Consider the following 22,773-nt stretch of genomic DNA (forward strand, 5'->3'; position numbering starts at 1 on the left):
CATTAAATTATAACTCCTTATTGTGAATTAATAAAATTAGATTAATTAAGAAATTTTCATCATATTACTTTGATACACCTTTTAGTACCATTAGTTTATCCCTTATTTTTGCAGCCTGTTCAAAATCAAGATCGGCTGCTGCTTTTTGCATATCTTTTTCTAAATCTTTTATTAAAAGCCTTAACTCATCTTTCGGTACTTTCTTAATATCACTGATATCTCCAAGATCCACTTTTTCCTTTTCTTTTTTCTCTTTAAGGGTACGTATTACACTGCGAGGAGTGATATTATTCTTCTCATTGTACTCAATTTGTAGTTTTCTACGGTGATTGGTAATATCCACTGCCGATTTTACAGATTCAGTCAGTTCGTCGGCATAAATCAATACCTGACCTTCGACATTTCGAGCCGCACGACCTATAGTTTGTATTAATGAGGTTTTTGATCTTAGAAATCCTTCTTTATCTGCATCTAAAATAGCTACCAGAGAAACTTCTGGAAGATCTAATCCCTCTCTTAAGAGGTTTACTCCCACCAGGCAATCAAATTCTCCTCGTCTTAAATCATCAATAATTTCAATTCTCTCTAAAGTATCAATTTCTGAGTGGAGATATCTAACTTTTATACCTATTTTAGCATAATAATCTGTAAGGTCTTCAGCCATACGCTTGGTTAATGTTGTTACCAGTATTCTCTGGTTTTTTTCCACCCTCTTTCTAACTTCAGATAATAAATCATCAACCTGTCCCTTAACCGGGCGTACAATTACTTCAGGATCCACTAAACCTGTCGGTCTGATAATCTGTTCCACTACATTCAAGCTGCGTTCTAATTCATACTGGGCAGGAGTTGCGGAAACATAGACTACTTGATCAACTATATTTTCAAATTCATGGAATTGTAAGGGTCTATTTTCCATTGCTGAAGGTAATCTGAAACCATAATCCACTAAAGTTTCCTTACGAGCTCGATCACCATTGTACATCCCCCTAATTTGAGGTACAGTTACATGTGACTCGTCAATTATGGTTAAAAAATTATCAGGAAAATATTTTAATAAAGTATATGGTGTTTCTCCCCACTTACGCCCACTAAGATGGAGAGAATAATTTTCAATTCCAGGACAATAACCCATTTCTTTAAGCATTTCCAGATCAAAACGTGTTCTTTGTTCTAAACGCTGGGCTTCTACTAATTTATTTTGAGATCTTAAGATGATTAATCTCTCTTCCAGTTCTTTTTCAATATCTTTTAATGCTTCTTTAACTTTTTCTTCTGCAATTACAAAGTGTTTTGCGGGAAATATAGTTGTACGTTCTAATTCCTGAACTTTCTTACCTCTTAATGGATCAATTAATGAAATGGCTTCAATCTCATCCCCAAATAATTCAATTCGCAGGGGGGTGGTACCGTGAACTGGATTAATTTCAATTACATCCCCTCTTACACGAAACTGGCCTCTGTTAAAATCTATATCTCCTCTTTCATACTGCATATGAATTAAACGGGAGAGTATTTCTTCCCGATCCATACTATCCCCTATTTGTAGGGAAAGAATAAACTCACCGTAGTCTTCTGGAGATCCTATACCATATATACATGAAACACTGGATACCACAATGACATCGTCTCTTGATAATAAAGATTGTGTGGTTGAATGGCGCATACGATCTATTTCTTCGTTAATAGACGCCTCTTTGTCTATAAATGTATCAGTTCTAGGAACATAAGCTTCGGGTTGGTAGTAGTCATAATAACTCACAAAATATTCTACGGCATTGTTTGGAAAAACTTCTTTAAATTCTTCATACAGCTGCGCAGCTAAAGTTTTATTATGCGAAATAACAAGAGTAGGTTTTTGAACCTTTTCAATTACATTAGCCATGGTAAAAGTTTTACCAGACCCGGTGACACCTAAAAGAGTCTGGTGTTGAAAACCTTTATTGATGCCATCTACCAGAGATTTTATTGCTTTTGGCTGATCACCAAGCGGTTTATAATCTGATACTATTTCAAATTTATTCATTTATTAATCCTCAAAAAAAGTGCGGTTTTTTTGTAATTTAAGATTCATTTTAAAACCATAAAATACAATCCCCTTTTTATTTGTTTGATTTTGTTGATTTTATTTATTTTAGATTTACGAAACAATAAGTGAAAAACTTAAATAATAATATATAATTTAAGAAAAACAATGATAAAATTTATATTAAATATGGTTGTAGTTTAATCCTTAAAAAGCTTTCCACACTATTACAACATCCCATTAAATTATTACAAATATCCCTTTTATTTAGTTATTAAGACTTAATATAAAGTAATGTAAGAAAAGAATATTCATTTTGTGGTAGAGAGCAAAAGAAAAGAAAAGAAATCATCTAAATTAAGCTAAATCAAAATATAAAAATCAATACAACTATAATTAAATTGACCATTAAATCTATAAAATTATAAGTAGAGGTAAAAAGTTGTCCACACGTGTCAATAATCCTGATGATCTTCCAAATAAGCCCGGCGTATATATAATGAAAGATAAACAGGACAATATTATTTATGTAGGTAAATCTATTTCTCTTAAAAAAAGAGTAAAGTCTTATTTTAAAGAATATCATGACACACCCAAGACTACAGTTATGATGGGGCAGTTCAATAGCCTGGAATACATAATAACCGATACTGAAAAAGAAGCCCTTATTTTAGAAGCTAATCTTATAAAAAAACACCGGCCCCGATATAATATTCGTTTAAAAGATGATAAAAGATATCCGTACGTTAAAATAACAAATGAAGATTTTCCCAGAATATTAATTACTAGACACATCTCAAATGACAGTGCTCATTATTTTGGACCATTCACTGATGCAACATCCGTTAGAAAAACTGTTAGATTTGTTAAATCACTTTTTAAAATTCGAAATTGTAAAAGAATGGAAGGACCATGTTTAAACAGTCAAATAGATCTCTGTCATGCGCCCTGCGATAATAAAATATCAAAAGCAGAATATCAGAAATTAATTGAGAATATCGATCTATTTTTCCAAGGTAAATATGGTGAAGTTATGGAAACCCTTCTAAGTGAAATGAATGAAGCCGCAGCAGAGCATAATTTTGAAAGAGCAGCAGTTACTAGAGATCAGATAAATTCAATCAAAGAGATAATGGAACACCAAAATGTTGCTTTTACAGATAACCTAGATCAGGATGTTATTGCAGGTTCTATTGATAAAAGTACCGCTTGTATTGTGGTTTTTTCAGTTCGAGAAGGAAAAATCGTTGGTAAAGACGATTTCCTGATGGCAGGATTTGAAAAATCGTCCCCTAAAGAAATATTGTCTGCTTTCATTAAGCAGTACTATGCAAATCCACGATATGTGCCTGGTGAAATCCTTTTACAGGATAATATTCATGATCAGCAACTGGTAGAAGAATGGTTATCTGATATAAAAGGTTCTAGTGTAGAAATTACAGTTCCCACCGACGGTGTAAAATTTAGACTGGTGAGAATGGTAACAAAAAACGCAGATATTATTCGGAACCAGAAAAAACAGATCAAAAATGCTTTAATTGATTTGAAAAAGTATTTAAAGCTCCCTACTATCCCCCATATAATTGAAGGTTTTGATGTTTCAAATATTTCTGGAAAATCAGCAGTGGGTTCAATGGTCACATTTCATGAAGCTTTACCAAAGAAAGGGAAGTATAGACGTTATAATTTGAAAACTCCTGGACCGGATGATTACGGGATGATGCGTGAACTATTAAATCGAAGATATAAAAAATTAATTGATGAAAGTGATGAAATCCCCGATCTTATCCTAGTTGACGGTGGAAAAGGACAGTTGAATGTGGCTTGTGAAGTTTTAAAAGAATTGAATCTGGAAAAAATTCCAGTAATGGGGCTGGCTAAGGAATTTGAATATATTTTTATCCCTCAAATGGAAGAACCTATAATTCTACCCCCTAATTCTGAATCGTTATTCCTCCTGCAAAGGATTAGGGACGAAGCCCACCGGTTTGCAGTTTCATATCACCGCCAAGTCAGGTCAAAAAATATTGATCATTCTGAACTTGATGAAATTAAGGGTGTGGGACTCCAAAGGAAAATGAATCTTTTAAGACACTTTGGAGATCTAGATACAATAAAAAAAGCTACAAAAGACGAATTAATTCAAGTAAAAGGCATAACTAAAACCGTGGCACAATCAATATATAATCACTTTCATTAAAAATAATACTTAAAAAGCTAAAATAATGCCAAAACACAAAAACATCGTTTATTTTTATTAATATAAATAGTATTCAACACTGAATATAACCTTAATTTTGATAATATGAGTTTTTAACTTAAATAAGATTAGATTTCTAGTTTTTAGATATTATATAAGTAAAACTATTAATATTTGTAAAAATAAAATAGATTTAGAATATAATTTCAAAAGGTACAAATGCCTATACTATATATTATTTAAGGAAATAATCCCTATAAATAAAACCGAACAAGATTATATTATTAGAGATAATGTTATCCTGAGGGAATATAATGGCTGATACAAGTTTGCTGGTTGTAGAAGATGAAAGTATTGTGGCCATGGATATTAAGCATCGCGCAGAAGGGCTGGGATATAATGTATTAGGAATAGCCTCCTCAGGAGAAGAAGCTATTGAAAAGACTGAAAAAACCAGGCCTGATTTAATATTAATGGATATCGTCTTAAAAGGGAAAATGGATGGTGTTGAGGCAGCTCAAATAATAAGAGATAAATTTGATATTCCCGTTGTATATTTAACTGCATATTCCGATGAAAAAACATTGGGAAGAGCAAAACTTACAGGCCCATTTGGATATATTATAAAACCATTTGAGGACAGGGAACTTCACAGTGCAGTTGAAGTTGCTCTTTATAAACACAAAATGGATAGTAAACTTAAAGAAAGTGAAGAAAGATATCGGGCGTTATTTGAATCTTCACCAGACCCTATTCTTTTACTGGACACTGATGGTAAAATTAATTTCATGAATCATCGCGTTGAAACTCTTTTAGGAATACGCCGAAAAAAAGTTATCGGAAATTCTTTATTAACCCTATCTAAATGGGGATTTATTGATGAAGTTACTGTGAAAAAATACCTTGAATTAATTCCTATAATCCTCAGTGAAGGTAGAATAGATAGTTTTGAGATGAATATTATAGATAAAAATAAGGATTCTTTTTACTTTGAAACTTATTCTACATTACTAACTTCTGAAGAAAAAGGCTCAATTATTCAATTAATAGGCCACGATATAACTTCTAGAGTAGAAGCAGAAAAACAAAAAGTAGAATTAGTACGTGAAAAAGCACGAGTCGAATTATATGGATTTGTAGTGAGTGCTGTTCCCGTTTTTGCTTCATCTATTCCCCCTCAACTTAGAAATACAATAATAAAAAATTTTGCTGATCGCTTTGAACAGAATGTTAGACCTAATTTTTACAAAGAAATGGCTCGTATTGGTTTACTTAATCAGATTAAAGAAAATACTGAGGAAAATAAAACTGAAATATTTGATGCATATCTATCCTGGTTAAAAGAATTACTTTCCAACCTCGGTATTCAAACGAAAGTTAAAACCAATCATTCTAAATATAAACTGGAATTTATTACTTTTCCATGGATCGATGAGGCTCGAAAAAATCCCATATTCTCTCTCATATTTAGAGCTATGATTATTAGAAGCTTCACCTGGACTGGACTTAAAGGAAATGTCACTCAAACTTCAAGCCTGCTCGAAGGATCTAAAAACATTCAATTTGAATTCCATTTACCTCATTAACATTTACCCTTCAACAATATTTCCCCACATAATAAAATAAAAAGGAGGCGTGACTTTGTTAGAGAGGATAAAAACTGGAATAAATGGATTAGATAACTTAATGAGTGGTTTTCCAAAAGGAAGATCTGTTTTAATAACAGGAGACGCAGGTTCTGGAAAAACTATTTTTGGATTGCAATTTGCAATTAGTAGCTGTAAACAGGGCTATAAAACAGCGTACATTACCACTGAAGAGGATGATGAAGACTTAGAAAGGCAATGCAGATCATTTAATTGGGATACACAATCCCTAATTGACAAAGGAACTTTAAAATTCATCGAACTTGCGGGTCTGCGAGCCAAAGTAACTGAAGCAGAAATGAATATTGGTGTAGATGCTATAAAAGGAAACTTTGAAAAACTCATCCATGAAATTTCGCCAGATGTTAAAGTAGTGATAATTGATAGTATGGGCAGCCATACTGCAAAATTGACTCCCTATGAATTCAGAGACCGTTTTGATCTTTTAATTTATGAACTAAAACAAAAAGGCATTACATCCATGATAATATTAGATAGTGCTACTTCACGGGAATTCAATGAATTAGCTTTATTTTCTGTTTATGGTGCGATTAAACTATTAAAACGGGAAAACCCATATACTGGAAGGCGTGAAAGAGTAATGGATATTGTAAAAATGAGAAGTACAAAAACACCTATTGAATTTGTAGCCTATGAAATCAATGATAATGGTATAGAAACTGTTGATCAAATGGAAAGTGAAGAAGAAGATTTCTAAAAACAATAATATTTTTTATTAACTGAAAAAATATGCCAAAAAAGAAATTTTAGTGTTTAAATATACTAAATTAGCATCAGCTTTGATTTATATTTAAACAATAATTTTTTAAAGATTTTCCAATGCATTTACCAACAAATTAATGGTTTCTTCAATATCTTCCATACTGGCAATGCTTACTGTGGTATGGATATATCGAGTAGGGACTGAGACAACTCCCGAAGGAATACCTTCTCGGGTAAGGTGTATGGCAGTTGCATCGGTAGTTCCACCCTCACTAACTTCTAATTGAACTGGAATTTTGTTTTCTTCTGAAGCTGAAATTAACCATTCTTTAATTTTAGGATGAGTTATAATTCCCCTACCACTTGCATCAGTAAGGATAATTGCAGGTCCTTTTCCTATTTTAGCTGGAGCTTCATCTTCTTTCATTCCAGGATGATCGCCGGCAATGGTCACATCAAGGGCAAGTGCAATATCTGGATTAATCTTAAATGCAGAAGTTTTAGCCCCCTTAAGTCCGACTTCCTCTTGCACTGTACCTACGCCATAAATATTAGCTTTTGATTTTGCTCTTTTTAAAGTTTCTATCATGATCAAACAACCAATTCTATTATCCAGTGCTTTACCAGTGATTAACGAATTAGGTAGTTCTGTAAACTCATTTTTAAATATAACTGAATCCCCAACACTGACCATTTTACTGGCTTCTTCACGAGATGATGCACCTATATCAATAAACATGTCTTCATAGCTAGTTATTTTCTTCCTCTCAGCTGCTTTCATTCGGTGAGGTGGTTTGGATCCAATGACACCCAGAATCGGGCCTTTTTTTCCATAGACATATACAACCTGGTTTAATAGCATTTGATCATTAATTGCCCCTATTTTTGAGAATTTCATGAAACCTTTTTTATCAATATGCCTTACCATCAAACCAATTTCATCCATGTGGGCAGCTAGCATGACATTAGGATATTCAGGGTCTCCTTTTTTAAAAGCGATGATATTTCCAAGCCTATCTTGCTCTATTGTGTCAACATTGTCTTTTAATTCTTCAGTGATTAGTTTCCGAACTTCTTCTTCGAATCCAGATATACCTGGAACATCTGAAAGTTTTTTCATCAATTTTATCATTTATTACACCTTAGACTGATATTTAAACTTATAAAGTTATGAATAATTTATATTAACCTGAAAATTAATATAATATTCTTAAAAAATTAATTAAAGAGATTTAATTAAAATAAGGATCCCTACTACAATAATTAAAATTTGAGGCCAGGATTCAAGATACTGTAATGGTATAAGGCCCATGTTTATAGCGTACCATACAAATCCAATTACAATAAACGCCAATCCTATATAAATCCCGTAAACATTTCTTTTTTTCTTTTTTTCTTCCATTTCTCTTCTTGAAGTAGTCTCAGCATCAATATCAATATCTTCTTTCATGGAACTCCTCTCACCAATTATTTAATTAAAAACTAATAAAATGTCATGGAATTATCTATGTTTATTCTATTATTTATTATACTATATGAAAATTAAATATTTCTACTTTAAATAAAAATATCAGAGTACCATTATCACATCCCCATTTCAAGATGAAAAGCAGCATACTCTATCTAAAATTGAACATTAAAAATTTATATCTTTACAACCCATTTTTTTATATGATTCCAAAAGATCATCCTCGTTATCAATCACTATTACTAAGAGAAAAAATTGTCATTGCTCACCAAAATGGCATCCTTGCAGAGTCAGGAATGATTGCTCATGGGAGAGGAGAAGCATTTGATTATCTTATTGGGGAAAAAACAAGTGCCCCTGCAAAAAAAGCCATAAAAGCAGCTGCTGCAGCATTATTAGTTGCTGAAAATCCTGTTCTATCTGTTAATGGAAATACGGCAGCATTGGCATCCCGAAATATGGTGAATTTAGCCAAAACAATACCTGCTAAAATAGAAATAAATCTTTTTTATAGAACTCCAGAAAGAGTTGAAGCAGTAAAAAATGTTTTAGAAAAATCCGGAGCAGAAGAGATATTGGGTACTGAAGATGAAGATTTAAAACACGTGGATAATATAAAAAGTCCCAGATCAACTGCCAGTCCAGAGGGCATATTCACAGCAGATGTAGTTCTGGTACCGTTAGAAGATGGCGATCGTGCAGAAATACTAGTCAATAGTGGGAAAAAGATTATAACTATTGATTTAAATCCCCTCTCAAGGACAGCACAAAAATCATCCATAACTATTGTTGATAACATTGTAAGAGCCATTCCATTAATAAAAAAAGAGACTAAGAAACTTAAAAATGAAGACCCGCGTATTTTAAAGAAAATTATAAAAGAATTTGATAATAAAAAAAATCTTGATGAATCTTTAACTATAATTACACCTAAATAAAATAAAAAACTCAGTTATAATAAAGATTAACTAAAAAAATAAATTATTAAACGTTCTTTTAAATTTAATCTACCTTGAAATGAATTATATGAATTATTCATTCAGAATACACTTAATAATAATCATATTTAATAAATTAGACTATTATCTAAAATAAACAACAATATTAATATGCAATGATTACAATGATCTTAGAAGTGAAAAAATGAAAGTGATTGGAGTTTCAGGAATGCCCGGATCAGGAAAAGGCGTGGTCTCTCAGATTGCCCATAGAATGGGTATGCGAATCATTAGAATGGGGGATGTTATCCGGGATGAAGCTAAAAAAAGGAATGAAGATGTGGGTAAAACCGCTGTAACTTTAAGAAAAGAGTTTGGAGATTACATAGTTGCTGAAAAATGCGTTGAAAAAATCAAATTAGAACAGTCAAAAGCAGATAGTAATGTAATCTTCATGATCGAGGGAATTAGAAGTCCATATGAGTTAGATATTTTTAGAAATAATTTTAATGAATTCATAATTATCTCAGTATTTTCCAATCCAAAAACCAGATTTAAACGATTAAAGAGGAGAAAACGATCAGATGATTTTTCAGAATTCTCTGAATTTCAAAAGCGGGATAAAAGAGAGTTATGCTTTGGCATTGGTGAAGTGATTGCTACTTCTGATTACTTAATTGTTAACGAAGGCCCTCTGTGGCGCTTCAAAAACCAGGTAAAACGAATTCTTCGCCACCAAAACAAAAATGTGAATGATGAAACAATATAGTCAGGTGAATACTTATGGAATGCTTAGTCAATATTTCATCTAAAATTAATGCAACTGAAGATTCAGAAAAAGTTGTAAAATCAGTCCAGAATATATTCAATGGAGGGTCATTAAAAATTGATGAAAAAATGGTTTTATTACAGGGAGACTGCAGTCTACTTAAAAATTTTAAAGAAATTTTAGAAAATGAGAAAATAAGGGCCACTGCAAGATCTGTGATGGAATCATCCCTATCCGACGATAAAATTGAATTTATTTTAAGTAAACAAACAGCATACGTGGGAGTTGTTAATTTTGTTTCTGGAACAGAATCTCCACTGGGAGATATAGATGTCCAGATAACCAGCAAAAATACAGATCAACTCTTGGATTGGTTGGCTCCAGTTGAAGATTTAGATAATGAATAATATTTCTCCATTTTGTTACTATTATAACAAATCCCTCCTGAATTAATTTAAATTATTGCTTTTTTTATTGTAAAGAGATAACATATCTCTTTTTGTAGGTTATAATTTCAATTAAAGAATAATTTGTAAATCACCAGGGCCGTGAATAATATACCCCCCAGTATAGTATTTACATAAGGAAGATACCAGTAAATCTTTGTTATATTCATGTTTTTTTTAATTAGTAAAATTAGTGGAAACACTGGATAAATGAAAACTAAAAAACTCAAAGGATAAAAATCTGATAAAAATATAACGATTAGCGATAATGATAACCAAAAAATAAAACAGAGATAAAGAGAAGTTTTTTCACCAATAAATACCGGAGTAGTGTTTATTCCCGATTTTTCATCATATGCTATATCGGGTATTGCTGAGAATATGTGCATAGCAGATATATGGAAATAAGCCCCTAAAAGTACTAAAAAAGAAGGAAATGTATTTGAAGCCAGATAAAAAGCAAAAATTCCCGGAAGAATATATAAATAATTTGATGAAAAATCCATGAATGGTCTTTCTTTAAATCTTAAAGGTTTTGCACTGTAAAAATAGGATAAAATCAAGAATAACGAGAAAACGATTTTCTCAGGTAAATTCTGGAAAAGCATTAAAATTATGCTGAAACCTGTGACCAAATAGATAACAGTTAAAAGCTTTTGACGTTCAGTATTATGTACCCTATACTCTTTTTTATCCTTTTTAGGATTCAATTTATCAGTTTCTTCATCCCAATAATCATTAACCCCATAAATAAATATATTGGCCGGTATGAAAAAATAGAAAAGATATAAATAGTAATCTGGGCGTAGAAAATCTTGAAATAGAGAAAACCCCAGAGCATAACCTACAACATAAGTTCCTCCGGTGTAAATCCAAAAACGAAAACGAGATATTTTGAAAATGAAAGATAAGAATGATTTCATGAGATTACCTTCAATCTCTTTCATTTAATTCCTGAAAGGGATTCCTAATGAATTAGTGAACACATTGAATACAATCTTTGGTGGTGATGGCTTTACTTTTGTTTTGTATACTGCAAATGGATCTTTTTTAATCTGGGAGGCGGTCCATTTATACATATCAGAAGCTGTTTTAATAGGAATCAAGTATCGGTATGGTATGAAAGAGAAGCCTTTTTCCGCTTTAATCTGCCATGAGTGATAAACTTCAAGCTGTTTATGTATGAATGAATTGAATTTATCCGGTTTTTTTCGGGTTATATTATAATTTAGGTTCTCTAGTTGAAATTCTTCTAGGTCACTTTGAGGAAAATAAATCCTACCTAAATCAATATCCTCAGAAATATCTCGGATAAAATTGATGTACTGCATAGCTCTTCCCAGGTGCCGTGCAGCAGAAAATGATTCTTCTTCAAGATTCATTATTTTTGCCATGAATAGGCCAACTACTTCTGAAGAGCCAAAGAGGTAAGTCATTAATTCATCCATATCATCATAAGTCGATTTATAGATATCCATTTCCATAGAACTTAAGAACGCTTCAACCCATCTATTAGGGAACTCTTTACGATTTTCTAGTTCTACAAATGAGTCTATGATGATATCCCCTGTAATAGAACCAGATTTTGAATCCTTATATTTATCCCAGAATTCATAAAATCTTTCTTTATCTTGAGGGATAGCATCCACATAATCATCAGCTTTTCTTAAAAAACTATATAATGTGAAAACATCCTTTTTAACTGCTTTAGGGAAGAATATCGTGCTGTAAAAATAAGTTTTACTCCCTTTTTTAAATATTGTGTAAATATTTTTATCTATTTTCATTTATCTCAACTTAAAAAATTTTTTTAACTATTTTTTAGTATTTGAGAATGTGAAACTGAATCTCATCCATACCTGTCTTTTATTTCTTGTGCAACAATCTGAGATGAAATTAAAACCATAGGGACACCTATACCTGGATGAGTATAATGTCCAGAATAATATAGATTGTCGACTTTTTTGCTTATATGCGAAGGTCTAAATAATGCAGTTTGTCTTAAAGTATGGGAAAGGCCAAGAGCTGTACCTTTATATGCATTATATCTGTCTTTAAAATCAGTTAATGCAAATATATGTTTTACTACAATATTATTTCTTATATTTTCCCCAATTTTAGATTCAAGATCATCCATTATCATGTTATAAAATTTTTCACGTATCTCTGGAGTATCTTCAATTCCCGGAGCCAACGGTATTAAAATAAACAATGTCTCCGAACCATTAGGAGCTGCAGTTTTATCTGTTTTTGATGGCACATTAACATAATAAGATGGGTTTTCAGGCCATGCTGCTTTTTTTGGATCGAAAAGTGTATCAAAACCAGATTCCCAATCCTTATCCAAAAAGAGGTTGTGGTGAGCAAATTGTTCCATCTCTTTATCAATTCCCAGATAAGCCACCATAGCCGACGGTGCTAAAATTTTTTTATCCCAATAGCCCTCATTATAAGTCTGATGTTGTTTATCTAAAAGATCAACCTCACTGTGGGCATAATCCGCATTAGACAATACAATATCTGCATCATAAACATCTTTAGTGGTTATAACTTGATTTACATGGTTTTCTTGAATTTCTAGATCAATCACAGGTTCATTGAACTTAAATTCCACCCCATATAATTTACATAAATCATAAATTGAATGAGCTACTTTTCTCATACCTCCCTGTGGATACCATACTCCCATGGTAAGGTCAATGTGTGACATTATATGGTAAAATGAAGGTGTGTTTTGGGGTGATCCACCTAAAAATCCAATGGAATACTGGACAATTTTACGTGCCTCGTCACTTTCAAATTGATTATTAACATAGTGCTGCAGATTTTCCCAGAGTTTAAGTTTGTATCCTTTCAGTAGGAGTTTACCATTAAAGAAGTCTAAAATAGAGGTGTAGTCCCTATATAACATTTCATCAATGGAAAAATCATAGACCTCTTTGGATTCAGCCAGGTATTTTTTTAATTTTTCAGCTCCACCCTCTTCAAAACTTTCAAAAAGTTCATAATTCTTTTCAATATCAGAAGCGACATCTACCACTTTCTCATCACCGAAAAAAATTCGATAAGATGGATCTAACCGATCTAGTTGAAAAAAGTCCTCAGGTTTTTTATCAAATTCTGCAAAAAATTTCTCAAATACATCTGGCATCAAATACCATGATGGTCCCATATCAAAATAAAAATCGTTTTTGGCATAAACACTGGCACGCCCACCAATTTGTTCATTTTTTTCCAGCACTGTGACCTTAAAATCATCTTTTGCAAGAAGGGCCGCTGCTGAAAGTCCCCCGAATCCAGATCCTACCACAATTGCTTTCATCATATCATCCTTATTTCCTGATTTTAATCTACAGAAATTAAGAGCGAACAAATGATAAATTAATAATAAATATATTATTAATTATTAGATTTAAACTTGATTATTATTAATGATAAACAAAATCAAAAAAAGATATAATTTATTGTTATATTCTTTATTGAGGAATGAATGACTATGATATAAATTTAAAAATTTTAAACTGTTTTTTGTATAAAATAAAAATTAAAAAAGATAATCCAATTATTGACGGAATTAGTAGGCCTAAAAATATACAGACTGAAGTCCAGAATATTAAAATCAAAAATAAACTAGAAGCTAATATTTCTGGTTTATCCTCATCCCATATATGTTCATTAATTAAATACAAACCCAATAGAGAAGCTATAAATCCAGTTAATACCCACCCCATCAAATTCATTAAAGGAACACCATAAAAAATACCCGGAGAATCAAAAATCCAAAATTTTAAAGCAACAGCAGCGGGATCTAAAATAAAATCTGCCATTAAAACTAAAAAAGTTGAAATAATAATGATTTTCAACTTATTCACTGACTGTAAAGTAGCTAAATAAAAGCATCCTATGAATATAGGGACATAAGCAAATGGAACTGTGTATGGAGTTAGTCCAAATAGTTTATAGCCAATATATCACCATAGTGAAAATTAGAATAGGGAAATCCTGTTAAAATAGCAAATGTTTCAATTAAAAATGCGTAAATACTGAGGATAATAATCAAAGAAACTGATTTTTTCCACCCCAACCAAACAAATAAAGCATAATAGCAGGGAATTGCTAGAAATATTATAAAGAACCCTGATATCAGCGAACTTTCACCACTAACTGGAATGTTTACTAAAAAATACGCAGAAATTATCAGTGCAAATAATATTATAATAATGAATTTGGAGTGATTTTTCATTTAAGATCATTTGATTCATATAATCAATCAGGTTATGTTTATATTTGATCCCCATTATTATTTTATGTTTGTAAAAATATATGATAAGTATTATATATCCAAAAAAAGTTATTTAATAGTATGATGCTTGGTCCTTTCAACAAGCAAAAACCAGATTTAGGACGATTAAGAGAAATTATTAGTGTGCTTATTAAATACCAGTTTGGTAATATTATGGCACAAGCTGGTTTTAAAAAAAGTTTTAAAATATCATTCACTCGTGAAACTGATTTTGAAGAAGATCTGGATAGTACTGCGCCTGAAAGATTGCGACTCGTTTTAGAAGAATTAGGAACTACTTTTATAAAATTAGGTCAAGTATTAAGCACCCGTCCAGATCTAGTGGGGAAGGATATTGCAGATGAACTGGCAAAGCTGCAAGACGAAGTACCTCCCTTTGAATATAGTGAAGTTGAAAAAGTGGTGGAAGCAGAACTGGAAGGGCCTATGGATGAATTTTTTAAAAGTTTTAAAAAAACACCTATTGCCTCTGCTTCCATAGCTCAGGTCCATAGGGCACGTCTTATTGATGGCAGTGAAGTTGCAGTTAAGGTTCAAAGACCTGATCTAGAAGAACAAATTCAGAAAGATATATCTTTAATGAGATATCTTGCACGGCAGATGGATAAAAGAATTAAAAATATTAAATATTATAATTTACCCAGTATAGTGGACGAATTTGAGAGGGTTATTGATAATGAAATGGATTTTTCACAGGAAGCGCGGAATTTAGAAAAATTTAAAGCCATGTTTGATGATGATCCTGAAATATATGCACCTAAAATTTATAAGAAATATTCAACCAACAGGGTTTTAACCATGGAATTTATTCATGGCACAAAAATTAGTGAAATTATTGAAACAGATATAGACATTAACCGCAGAAGAATTGCCGAGATTGGTACTGAAGCTTATTTTAAAATGATATTTTTAAATGGTTTTTTCCATGCCGACCCCCATGCAGGAAATATTTTTGTGATGAAAAATAATGTGCTGTGTTTTGTTGATTTTGGAATGGTTGGACATTTAGACTCTGAATTTATGGACAACCTTGCAGAATTATTTATTTTCACTATAAACTATGATATTAAAGGCATGATTAACCAGATGATGTACATGCGTTTAATTGATGACGATACTAATATGGAAGAACTGCGTTTTGACCTTCTCAATCTTCTAGATAAATATTATGGGGCTGAAATTGATGATATTGGTGGTCTAATAAATGAATTCAGTATGCCTGGAATAATGGTTAAACATAAGATTAAGCTTCCTAAAGATTTCATTCTATTGGGAAGAGTACTGAGCATGGCCGAGGATATAGGTCGCAAATTAGACCCTACATTTAATGGAATATATTTAGCTCAACCACTTATTAAAAAGATTATAAAGAAAAAATTAAGTCCAATGCGTTTTTTAGATTATCAGACCCAATATCTATTTGAAATTGAACATTTACTTAAAGACCTACCTCAAACCATGAACCGATTAATCTTTCGCCTTGAAGAAGGTAAATTAAAAATGGAAACTGATTTGAAAGGTCTGGACACATTTTCAGATCGTTTAGAAACAATGACCAATCGTATTTCGCTGGCATTATTAATATCTTCAATTATTATTGGGTCTTCATTGATATTACAAACAGATAAAGGTATGCCCATGCCCACTATAGGCTTTTCATCAGTAGGACTTATAATTTTTTTAATTGGGGCAATTTTCGCAATAGTGCTCACCATATTCATTATCAGGTTTGGCCGTATCTAAATTTAATAAATAGTATATATTTACTTATAAAGGTCTAAAAATGTTTTATTATGTAGAAGTAATTTGGGGAACTATAATTGCTTTTGTACTCAGCATGAGTTTAGGATATCTCCTGGGAGCATTGGGATCCTTTTTAGGATTTATATTAGCCACCGTATTTGTTGGTTATCAGGTAAATGAAGATATTATAAATGGGGCGTTTCATGGAGCAATTGTAGGGTTAGCTGCAGGAATTCTTGCCTTTATTTCAATGATTATTATGGGTATTCTTTTTGAAGTAGGGCCCGGGTTAAGGATAATGGAATTTGGATTATTTGGAATAATCATAGGATGGGTGGTGGATTTAATAATTGGAACAAGCGGAGGAATTATTGGATCAAAAATAAACTCCTGAAAAAAAGGATTAGGTGATAAAATGAAACATAAACAACATGCATCAGAAATGAAATGTCATTTAAAGGAAGCATTTAATGAAAGTGCGAATAAAATAAATGAATTAAGATGCGGCATTGAAGAATCTATTTTTAATCATGATTTACTGCCGGGAAAGATGATAAATGAAACTCCAGATTCTTTAATAATTAAAATTGTAATTCCAGGGGTTAAAAAAGAAGATATAAAAGTTGATTTATCTGAATCAGAACTATATTTAGAAGCTGAAATTGAAACCGAACATATTCTTAAAGGTAGGGTGATTAGTTTATCTGATAAAAAAACAGCTCATTTTAGAAGAAAAATTTCACTTCCTGAGAAAGTAATTCCTGAAAAATCTAAAGCCCGATTAAAAAATGGAATTTTAAAAATAGAAGTGGTTAAATTAGAAAAATCCAAATTTAAAGAAGTTAAAATTGAATGAATTATTCTCCAAACTGGATATGGGGAATAATGTCTTAAGCTTTTAGAGTGTGATATGCATTATTTATCTTCCAAAACAGCCTCTTTAATGGATAGAACACCATTATCATAGAACCATTCAGTTTCAGATTCTATGATTTTAATTTTTTTTTGGAATATTGGACAGTCCAGAACTAATGTTTCAGCTTCTCCACCTTCAAATGCCACATTAATTCCATGCTTTTGGTTTAGTTCAATAAGTTCATTTAAAGCATTTTCATCAATTTTTCGACCTAACCATGATTCATCCAGACCTTCAGCTGCAACACCAGTTAATATAAATTCAAATCCCAGATCTAAAAGTTCCCTCATGTATTCTTCTGGGTCACTGTGCCATAAAGGAGCGACAGATTCCAGACCTAAGTCTTTGCAGAGTTTATCGATTCTTGATTTTTGGTATACGGAGAATAGTGCTCCAGAGTAAATTGCTTCAACACCCAGATTTTTTAATTGTTGTAGTGCTAATTTAAGATCATCTAACTCTTTTTCTTCCTCTCCTTGAGTAGATCCTTTAATTAAAGGAATATTCAATGCCTGGGATGAAAGTTCGCTTATATGGATATTAGGTACGTGGTACATGTAGGAATGAGGATTTTCAGATATCATAGAGAAAAGATAAACCACCTGGTTTCCTTCTTGAATTGCCCTGTAAACAGCCATAGTACTATCTTTTCCACCAGAATAAAGAACTGCTACTTTCATTTAATAATCATTCCTTTTTAAATATCCTATTTCTTAAATCAGATATAAATGTGATTATAGTGTCTATAAATACACCGGCTAGACCCGTTAACAATCCAATTAAACCGCAAAACAAAATTATGCTTGTTTTAGATGGTAAAAATGTTTTTAAATCAGCGATTTTTTCTTCAACAGGTCCCTGCACACCAGTCACAACAACTTCTTCTTTAGATATCGTTTTTATAATATTATCTACCTGAGATGCTTGAGCAACAATAGAAACATGCACATTACTGTATTTGGTATTTATTTCACCAGTAAGCATTAGCCAATCTGATAATGTATTAATAGCAGTTATGGGGTTGTATCCTCTTTTTGTATTTAAAACGATAGTACCATTAGTATAGACTTCATAAGAGGTTATGTTTGCATCAACAATAGGAATTCTATCTTCTATTAATGTCTTACGTCTATCAGAGAATGGATCTGTCCGGATAATTATTCCACTGCTGTAAACTTCTAAAACACCGTCCATTGATTCAACTTGCTTTACAAAATTATTAACGTCGATATTAGTAGATACATCAACCCCAATGGTTTCATTGGCATTACTTGATATCTGATAATATGATCTGGCCATTTCCGGCAAATCGTCATATAAAGGGGAAATAAAGAAGGCTCCCCCCACTACTCCTACCATGAAACCCATGAAAATCACGAATAATAAGTTTTTCTTGCCAATGATAGGTGTTAAAAGTGCAGTGGAAAATACAAAAACCAGTAAAACCACAAATAAAATAATCATTATTATTGCTACTAAGGTGTCCATGTTATCACTATTAATTATAATTGAGTACTATTTGAACTTGCTTGATTTTCTGATGTTTCTCTGGTGGCCACAATACTACCTGTTGCTATATCAACATAGACCTCTTTTGCAACTTTAAAGTCCTTAGATAATGGAACAATCCAGACAGAAATTGTTTCATTGTTGATAACAATTGATCCTTTAGTTGGCTGTCCAATCGTATAACCTTCTTCTCTTGCTATTTCTTTGGCCTTATCTGAAGTAATATTTAGATTAGTATTATTGGTTGTATTCTCTGTACCAGTATTATTCGTATTGTTATTAAATGGTGATGCTTGAGGTGTTGATTGAAAAGATAAAGGGCTGTTATCTATCCTATTTTCAACAGAAGAATCAGTTGATTTGAAAGGATTAAAAGCAATTAATAGTATTATAACCGTTAGAGCTCCTATGCCAATGAGTGCTTTTTGTTCCCATGTTAAGTCCTTGATGTCCAAAGTAGATCCTCCGAGATAGTATTTGAAATAATAAACTAATAAATATAGATTTATGGATTATAAACTGCAAAATAAATATATCCATTAGTGTTTCGTATTGTGTAACCTTTTCCAGGTGTCATGTTTGTATAACTTATATTAGTACGTGGAATTAATAGTATATCAAAACTTTGCCCTTTATATCCCATAGCAAGTGTACCATTACTTCGAACAATTGCTGAGTAATTAAAGTCACCAGGAATGGTTATATTTACTTTATAGCCATTACCCCCCATATAAGCAGTATTTATAGCCGAAGCGATTTTTTCACCTACAATGCGTGTTCTGGCAAGTTCTGATGTTTCAACATTACTAGTTTCTGTGCTGATTAGACTTATGAAACTCCCGAAAATCACGAAAGCTACTAAAGTTGCTAATAATAGATCCACACTTGCTATTCCTTTACTATCCATATTTTCACATCTTTAAGTATACTGACTCTGCAAATCGAAATTATTCCTTGAAGCCGTTGAGATATAAAATGTTGTGCCTGTTGGATCGGCAATTGGTTGATAAATATTTCCCTGAACCCTAATACTAATGGGATAACCTCTAACTGAATTAAAGTATTCATAATCGACAAAAGATATATCTGCCCTACCATGATCTTCTGATAAAACATTTCCTAAAACAAAACTACTCATCCGGGTATTAGCGGGGCTGGTAGAAGAACTATTGGTTTTGTTTTCCAGGCGATCGAAGAAAGATAAACCGTATTTATTTGGTACATAGTAAGATCTAGGATAAATTTTACTGGGGTTATCGGTACCATACATGCACTCCCATAAATAATTTAACCGGATTAAGTCTTTATCCACAATTTCGTCAAATTGATAATCAATACCTGTACTGTTAGTAGAAGCATAAGGGTAATTATAGAATACATTACTTGATCTTTCTTTGGAATTTAACCATACATATGGATCTTCCATTCCTTCAATAGACACATATGTTGATATTTCTGGAGTGAAAGTTTGAATATACTGACGATTTTTAGATTCATAAACACTCACAGGTATTCCTCCCTTTATTGTAACATAAAACCCAAATGGGTCTGTTTGAGTAATATTCACATCATTTGAGAAGAAAGTAGCATTTGTATAATTATTAATAGCAATATTGTTAATAGATATTTGACGTCCAGTTTCATTCTCTAATTGTTTACAATTCTCAATAACATGCTGATTAATAGACTCTAATACCCTCTGTTTAACATGATCCCTACTGTTACTCAAAAATGTCTGATTATCTATGACATTCCTTGTTGCATTATATGCAGAGTTTCTACCTGCATCACCTGCTGCTTTTTCAATAGCATTAAATATATTATTTGCTGTGGAATAAGTAACGTCTCCACCTGTTGCAATAGTTGCTACCATATTAGCCTCATTAACAATTGAGCCATAATTTATAGCTACTATTAAAACAGGTATCAATATCAGAAATGTTAATGGGCTAAAAGCATATCCTTTTTCATCCATAAAAATCCCTCAGCCTCTCCATAAATCCAATCTAACTGGAATATTGTTTGGTAAATCCCCAGTAAACAATGCTTCGCTTCTAAATAATGATGGATCCACATCATACCCTGCTTCCTGTAAAGTTTGATTGAGTTTTGCAATTGCTCTTAAGCGCGCAGTTTCAGCTTCTGGAGCATAAGACGCCGTCCATATATTTGATAAAAATTCAGGATATAATACAGCTACTCTATTTCCAGAGTAAATTTCTGCATTACCTGCAGTATCTCCTGATTCCCAGTAATTAGAAGGCCCAGTTACAGTAACCCTTACTGTATATGTTCCAGGAGTAATTGTATAATTACCTGCATTTCCGGTGGTGAAAGCTTTAGTTCCAGCAGCATCTAATGAAGCTAAATTCAATGCATAGGGGACAATAGCACTATCATATAAATTATACCAAGTACCACCTTTATTTATTTGGACCCGATAATTTTTAGTATCTGTACCTGCACCTGCAAATAAGTATACTTCTTTTGCACCAGATTCCGTGGTGAAAGATCTTGTTTGAGTGTAACTGTTACTTGATGCTTGATAACTGTAGAATGGGAAGTTATTCCATTTTATAGGTAATTTAGTATATGAAGCCGTTACATAACAATCAGCCAATCCCACTAAATCGTAATCAGTGCTGGGTACTCTGTCCCATATAGTAATCCTAACCTTGTTGTGACCCGCCCGTAACTTATCTCCTATATATATAATGCCTGGAAGATTACCATAACCATCACCAGCAGTGTAATCAGTGATTGATGATGTAGGGGTGGATTTGAAATCAAATGAGCAGAACACTGCTTCCCATTGATTACCATTCCATACTTCGACCATTGCATTGTCTACACCACCATATGCATTAACATAAACAGCACCATCAAGTATGGAAATGGTTTCATTAGGTAAATCAAATTCTCGAATAACACTAACTGCACACCCATCTTCATTGGTTACTAAATCATCTATAACGAAAGGTATGCCATCGTCATAATTATCCAGTAGATTTCTGTTTGAATCTCTAAATGTCGCCCAACTCATTACCCGGCGAGTATTAAGTGATGTAACAGTTCCAGTATCTAAATCATAGATACGGCCAAATGCTGAGCCTCCACCCAATTCTTGAGCAGTAGGCACTGCTAATCCTGCAGCATCAGGGAAACTATATTTTTCATTGATTACACCTTTTGGAACTTTAAAGTTAGTAGTATAATTGGCAATAATTGCAAACCAGGCCATATTATAATCATTTCTTTTGGCATAAGTTGTGTTAATAAAGTTCACGTAAAAATTGTTCACACCTGCACTCAAGTTCGAGGCAGAAATATTGCCCTGGAAGTTATACATCCGAGTAGTGGTTCCAGGCCGAGAATTTAAAAATATAAACTGGTTTGGGTTACCTCGAATACGATTACCATTTATATAAGTATCAGCACCATAAGATGCTCCATTATTTGCAGAACTGGAACCTATTAAGAAAAATGCGTTGCTGATAACAGCATCACTGGGTATAGAAAATGCAATGTTTTGAGCAGTAGAACCTCTTCCCCAAAATGGATATGAGTATAAACCACCACTACCACTCCATGGATTAAAATTAGTCAACCAGTTGTGAAAGTTCCATACCGTGGTAGTAACATTGTTTTGTTGATCTTCAAATTCAGCTTTTTCCAATTTGTACCATGCACGCCCCATCCAACCTTCTTGAGGAGCAGATAAAACCTGTACACGTGTGGCAATATTTTTAGATACAAGCACGCCTCTATCATTTTCAGCAGAAGCAAAATCATCTACTGTCATTTTATAGGCAGTGTTGTTAGGAATTAACTGATCTAATCTTTCAGTTAAAATATCATTTGCACCAGTTTCATTTCCAGATTGATATAAACTTGCAGCAGTATAAATAGTACCATCATACTCCATAATCCTTAAAGCATCCCCCGCAATCCTTTCTAAAGACTGCTGATCTTGACCCGCATAATTAGGCATAGCATAATAAGTTACCATTGCTGAAGCAAACACAATAAAAATTACAAGAGCTAAAGTAGCATCGGTTGTGAAGATTAAACCTCTATCATCCATAA

At 32.5% G+C, this 22,773-nt stretch carries 21 protein-coding genes and 1 pseudogene; 9 read left to right on the top strand and 13 right to left on the bottom strand.

Annotated elements, in window-relative coordinates; genetic code table 11:
- Positions 1 to 64: 64 nt before the first annotated feature.
- Entirely contained in the window at positions 65 to 2,026 is a 1,962-nt protein-coding gene (gene uvrB / locus MXE27_RS01575) for an excinuclease ABC subunit UvrB (RefSeq protein WP_248610645.1), read from the bottom strand.
- Positions 2,027 to 2,468: 442 nt separating this feature from the next.
- Between uvrB and uvrC the strand changes: the two genes are divergently transcribed.
- From uvrC to MXE27_RS01590, 3 genes are all read left to right on the top strand, one after another.
- The gene (uvrC, locus tag MXE27_RS01580) at positions 2,469 to 4,226 is read left to right on the top strand and encodes an excinuclease ABC subunit UvrC (protein ID WP_248610646.1); all 1,758 of its coding nucleotides are present in this window, start codon (positions 2,469 to 2,471) and stop codon (positions 4,224 to 4,226) included.
- Between the two features lie 314 nt (positions 4,227 to 4,540).
- Complete coding sequence (locus MXE27_RS01585) at positions 4,541 to 5,812, top strand: methanogen output domain 1-containing protein (protein ID WP_248610647.1); 1,272 nt, start codon at positions 4,541 to 4,543, stop codon at positions 5,810 to 5,812.
- Between the two features lie 49 nt (positions 5,813 to 5,861).
- On the top strand, positions 5,862 to 6,590 hold the full coding sequence (locus tag MXE27_RS01590; RefSeq protein ID WP_248610648.1) for an ATPase domain-containing protein: 729 nt from the start codon (positions 5,862 to 5,864) through the stop codon (positions 6,588 to 6,590).
- 108 nt (positions 6,591 to 6,698) lie between these two features.
- Here the strand turns inward: MXE27_RS01590 and MXE27_RS01595 are convergent, their stop codons facing one another.
- Together MXE27_RS01595 and MXE27_RS01600 are read right to left on the bottom strand one after the other, a co-directional pair.
- A complete protein-coding gene (locus MXE27_RS01595) occupies positions 6,699 to 7,727 on the bottom strand; it encodes a M42 family metallopeptidase (RefSeq protein ID WP_248610649.1) in 1,029 nt (342 codons plus the stop codon).
- Between the two features lie 90 nt (positions 7,728 to 7,817).
- Positions 7,818 to 8,045 carry a hypothetical protein gene (locus MXE27_RS01600; RefSeq protein ID WP_248610650.1) on the bottom strand — a complete coding sequence of 76 codons (228 nt, stop codon included), beginning with the start codon at positions 8,043 to 8,045 and terminating at the stop codon, positions 7,818 to 7,820.
- A gap of 221 nt (positions 8,046 to 8,266) precedes the next feature.
- Between MXE27_RS01600 and MXE27_RS01605 the strand changes: the two genes are divergently transcribed.
- The 3 genes from MXE27_RS01605 (at position 8,267) to MXE27_RS01615 (ending at position 10,177) form a co-directional block, all read left to right on the top strand.
- Positions 8,267 to 9,001: a 4-phosphopantoate--beta-alanine ligase gene (locus tag MXE27_RS01605; RefSeq protein WP_248610651.1), complete on the top strand. Its 735-nt coding sequence runs from the start codon at positions 8,267 to 8,269 to the stop codon at positions 8,999 to 9,001.
- A 205-nt stretch (positions 9,002 to 9,206) separates the two neighbouring features.
- Positions 9,207 to 9,770, top strand: coding sequence for an AAA family ATPase (locus MXE27_RS01610; RefSeq protein ID WP_248610652.1), 564 nt, complete (start codon positions 9,207 to 9,209; stop codon positions 9,768 to 9,770).
- 14 nt (positions 9,771 to 9,784) lie between these two features.
- Complete coding sequence (locus MXE27_RS01615) at positions 9,785 to 10,177, top strand: RNA-binding domain-containing protein (RefSeq protein ID WP_248610653.1); 393 nt, start codon at positions 9,785 to 9,787, stop codon at positions 10,175 to 10,177.
- A gap of 107 nt (positions 10,178 to 10,284) precedes the next feature.
- On the opposite strand, the gene MXE27_RS01620 is transcribed toward MXE27_RS01615, so the two are convergent.
- From MXE27_RS01620 to MXE27_RS12015, 4 genes and pseudogenes are all read right to left on the bottom strand, one after another.
- A complete protein-coding gene (locus MXE27_RS01620; RefSeq protein WP_248610654.1) occupies positions 10,285 to 11,163 on the bottom strand; it encodes a prenyltransferase in 879 nt (292 codons plus the stop codon).
- Positions 11,164 to 12,003 carry a phytoene/squalene synthase family protein gene (locus MXE27_RS01625; RefSeq protein WP_248610655.1) on the bottom strand — a complete coding sequence of 280 codons (840 nt, stop codon included), beginning with the start codon at positions 12,001 to 12,003 and terminating at the stop codon, positions 11,164 to 11,166.
- 62 nt (positions 12,004 to 12,065) lie between these two features.
- Positions 12,066 to 13,538 (bottom strand): phytoene desaturase family protein, encoded by a 1,473-nt coding sequence (locus tag MXE27_RS01630; RefSeq protein WP_248610656.1) that lies wholly within the window; start codon positions 13,536 to 13,538, stop codon positions 12,066 to 12,068.
- Between the two features lie 172 nt (positions 13,539 to 13,710).
- A pseudogene (locus tag MXE27_RS12015) lies at positions 13,711 to 14,459 on the bottom strand (carotenoid biosynthesis protein).
- A 120-nt stretch (positions 14,460 to 14,579) separates the two neighbouring features.
- On the opposite strand from MXE27_RS12015, the gene MXE27_RS01645 reads away from it, so the two are divergent.
- The 3 genes from MXE27_RS01645 to MXE27_RS01655 are packed head-to-tail and all read left to right on the top strand — an operon-like array spanning position 14,580 to position 17,118.
- Positions 14,580 to 16,262: an ABC1 kinase family protein gene (locus tag MXE27_RS01645; protein ID WP_248610658.1), complete on the top strand. Its 1,683-nt coding sequence runs from the start codon at positions 14,580 to 14,582 to the stop codon at positions 16,260 to 16,262.
- Positions 16,263 to 16,302: 40 nt separating this feature from the next.
- The gene (locus tag MXE27_RS01650; protein ID WP_248610659.1) at positions 16,303 to 16,656 is read left to right on the top strand and encodes a DUF5518 domain-containing protein; all 354 of its coding nucleotides are present in this window, start codon (positions 16,303 to 16,305) and stop codon (positions 16,654 to 16,656) included.
- A 21-nt stretch (positions 16,657 to 16,677) separates the two neighbouring features.
- Positions 16,678 to 17,118 (top strand): Hsp20/alpha crystallin family protein, encoded by a 441-nt coding sequence (locus MXE27_RS01655; protein ID WP_248610660.1) that lies wholly within the window; start codon positions 16,678 to 16,680, stop codon positions 17,116 to 17,118.
- A 59-nt stretch (positions 17,119 to 17,177) separates the two neighbouring features.
- Here the strand turns inward: MXE27_RS01655 and MXE27_RS01660 are convergent, their stop codons facing one another.
- The 6 genes from MXE27_RS01660 to MXE27_RS01685 are packed head-to-tail and all read right to left on the bottom strand — an operon-like array spanning position 17,178 to position 22,771.
- Positions 17,178 to 17,858, bottom strand: coding sequence for a diphthine--ammonia ligase (locus MXE27_RS01660; RefSeq protein WP_248610661.1), 681 nt, complete (start codon positions 17,856 to 17,858; stop codon positions 17,178 to 17,180).
- Positions 17,859 to 17,865: 7 nt separating this feature from the next.
- The gene (locus MXE27_RS01665) at positions 17,866 to 18,666 is read right to left on the bottom strand and encodes a hypothetical protein (RefSeq protein ID WP_248610662.1); all 801 of its coding nucleotides are present in this window, start codon (positions 18,664 to 18,666) and stop codon (positions 17,866 to 17,868) included.
- Between the two features lie 14 nt (positions 18,667 to 18,680).
- Positions 18,681 to 19,142 carry a hypothetical protein gene (locus MXE27_RS01670; protein WP_248610663.1) on the bottom strand — a complete coding sequence of 154 codons (462 nt, stop codon included), beginning with the start codon at positions 19,140 to 19,142 and terminating at the stop codon, positions 18,681 to 18,683.
- Between the two features lie 50 nt (positions 19,143 to 19,192).
- Positions 19,193 to 19,594, bottom strand: coding sequence for a hypothetical protein (locus MXE27_RS01675; protein WP_248610664.1), 402 nt, complete (start codon positions 19,592 to 19,594; stop codon positions 19,193 to 19,195).
- 12 nt (positions 19,595 to 19,606) lie between these two features.
- Positions 19,607 to 20,662: a hypothetical protein gene (locus tag MXE27_RS01680; protein ID WP_248610665.1), complete on the bottom strand. Its 1,056-nt coding sequence runs from the start codon at positions 20,660 to 20,662 to the stop codon at positions 19,607 to 19,609.
- Positions 20,663 to 20,671: 9 nt separating this feature from the next.
- Positions 20,672 to 22,771 carry a hypothetical protein gene (locus tag MXE27_RS01685; RefSeq protein ID WP_248610666.1) on the bottom strand — a complete coding sequence of 700 codons (2,100 nt, stop codon included), beginning with the start codon at positions 22,769 to 22,771 and terminating at the stop codon, positions 20,672 to 20,674.
- Positions 22,772 to 22,773 lie beyond the last annotated feature (2 nt).

The organism is Methanobacterium alcaliphilum (assembly GCF_023227715.1).
GTDB lineage: Archaea > Methanobacteriota > Methanobacteria > Methanobacteriales > Methanobacteriaceae > Methanobacterium_E > Methanobacterium_E alcaliphilum.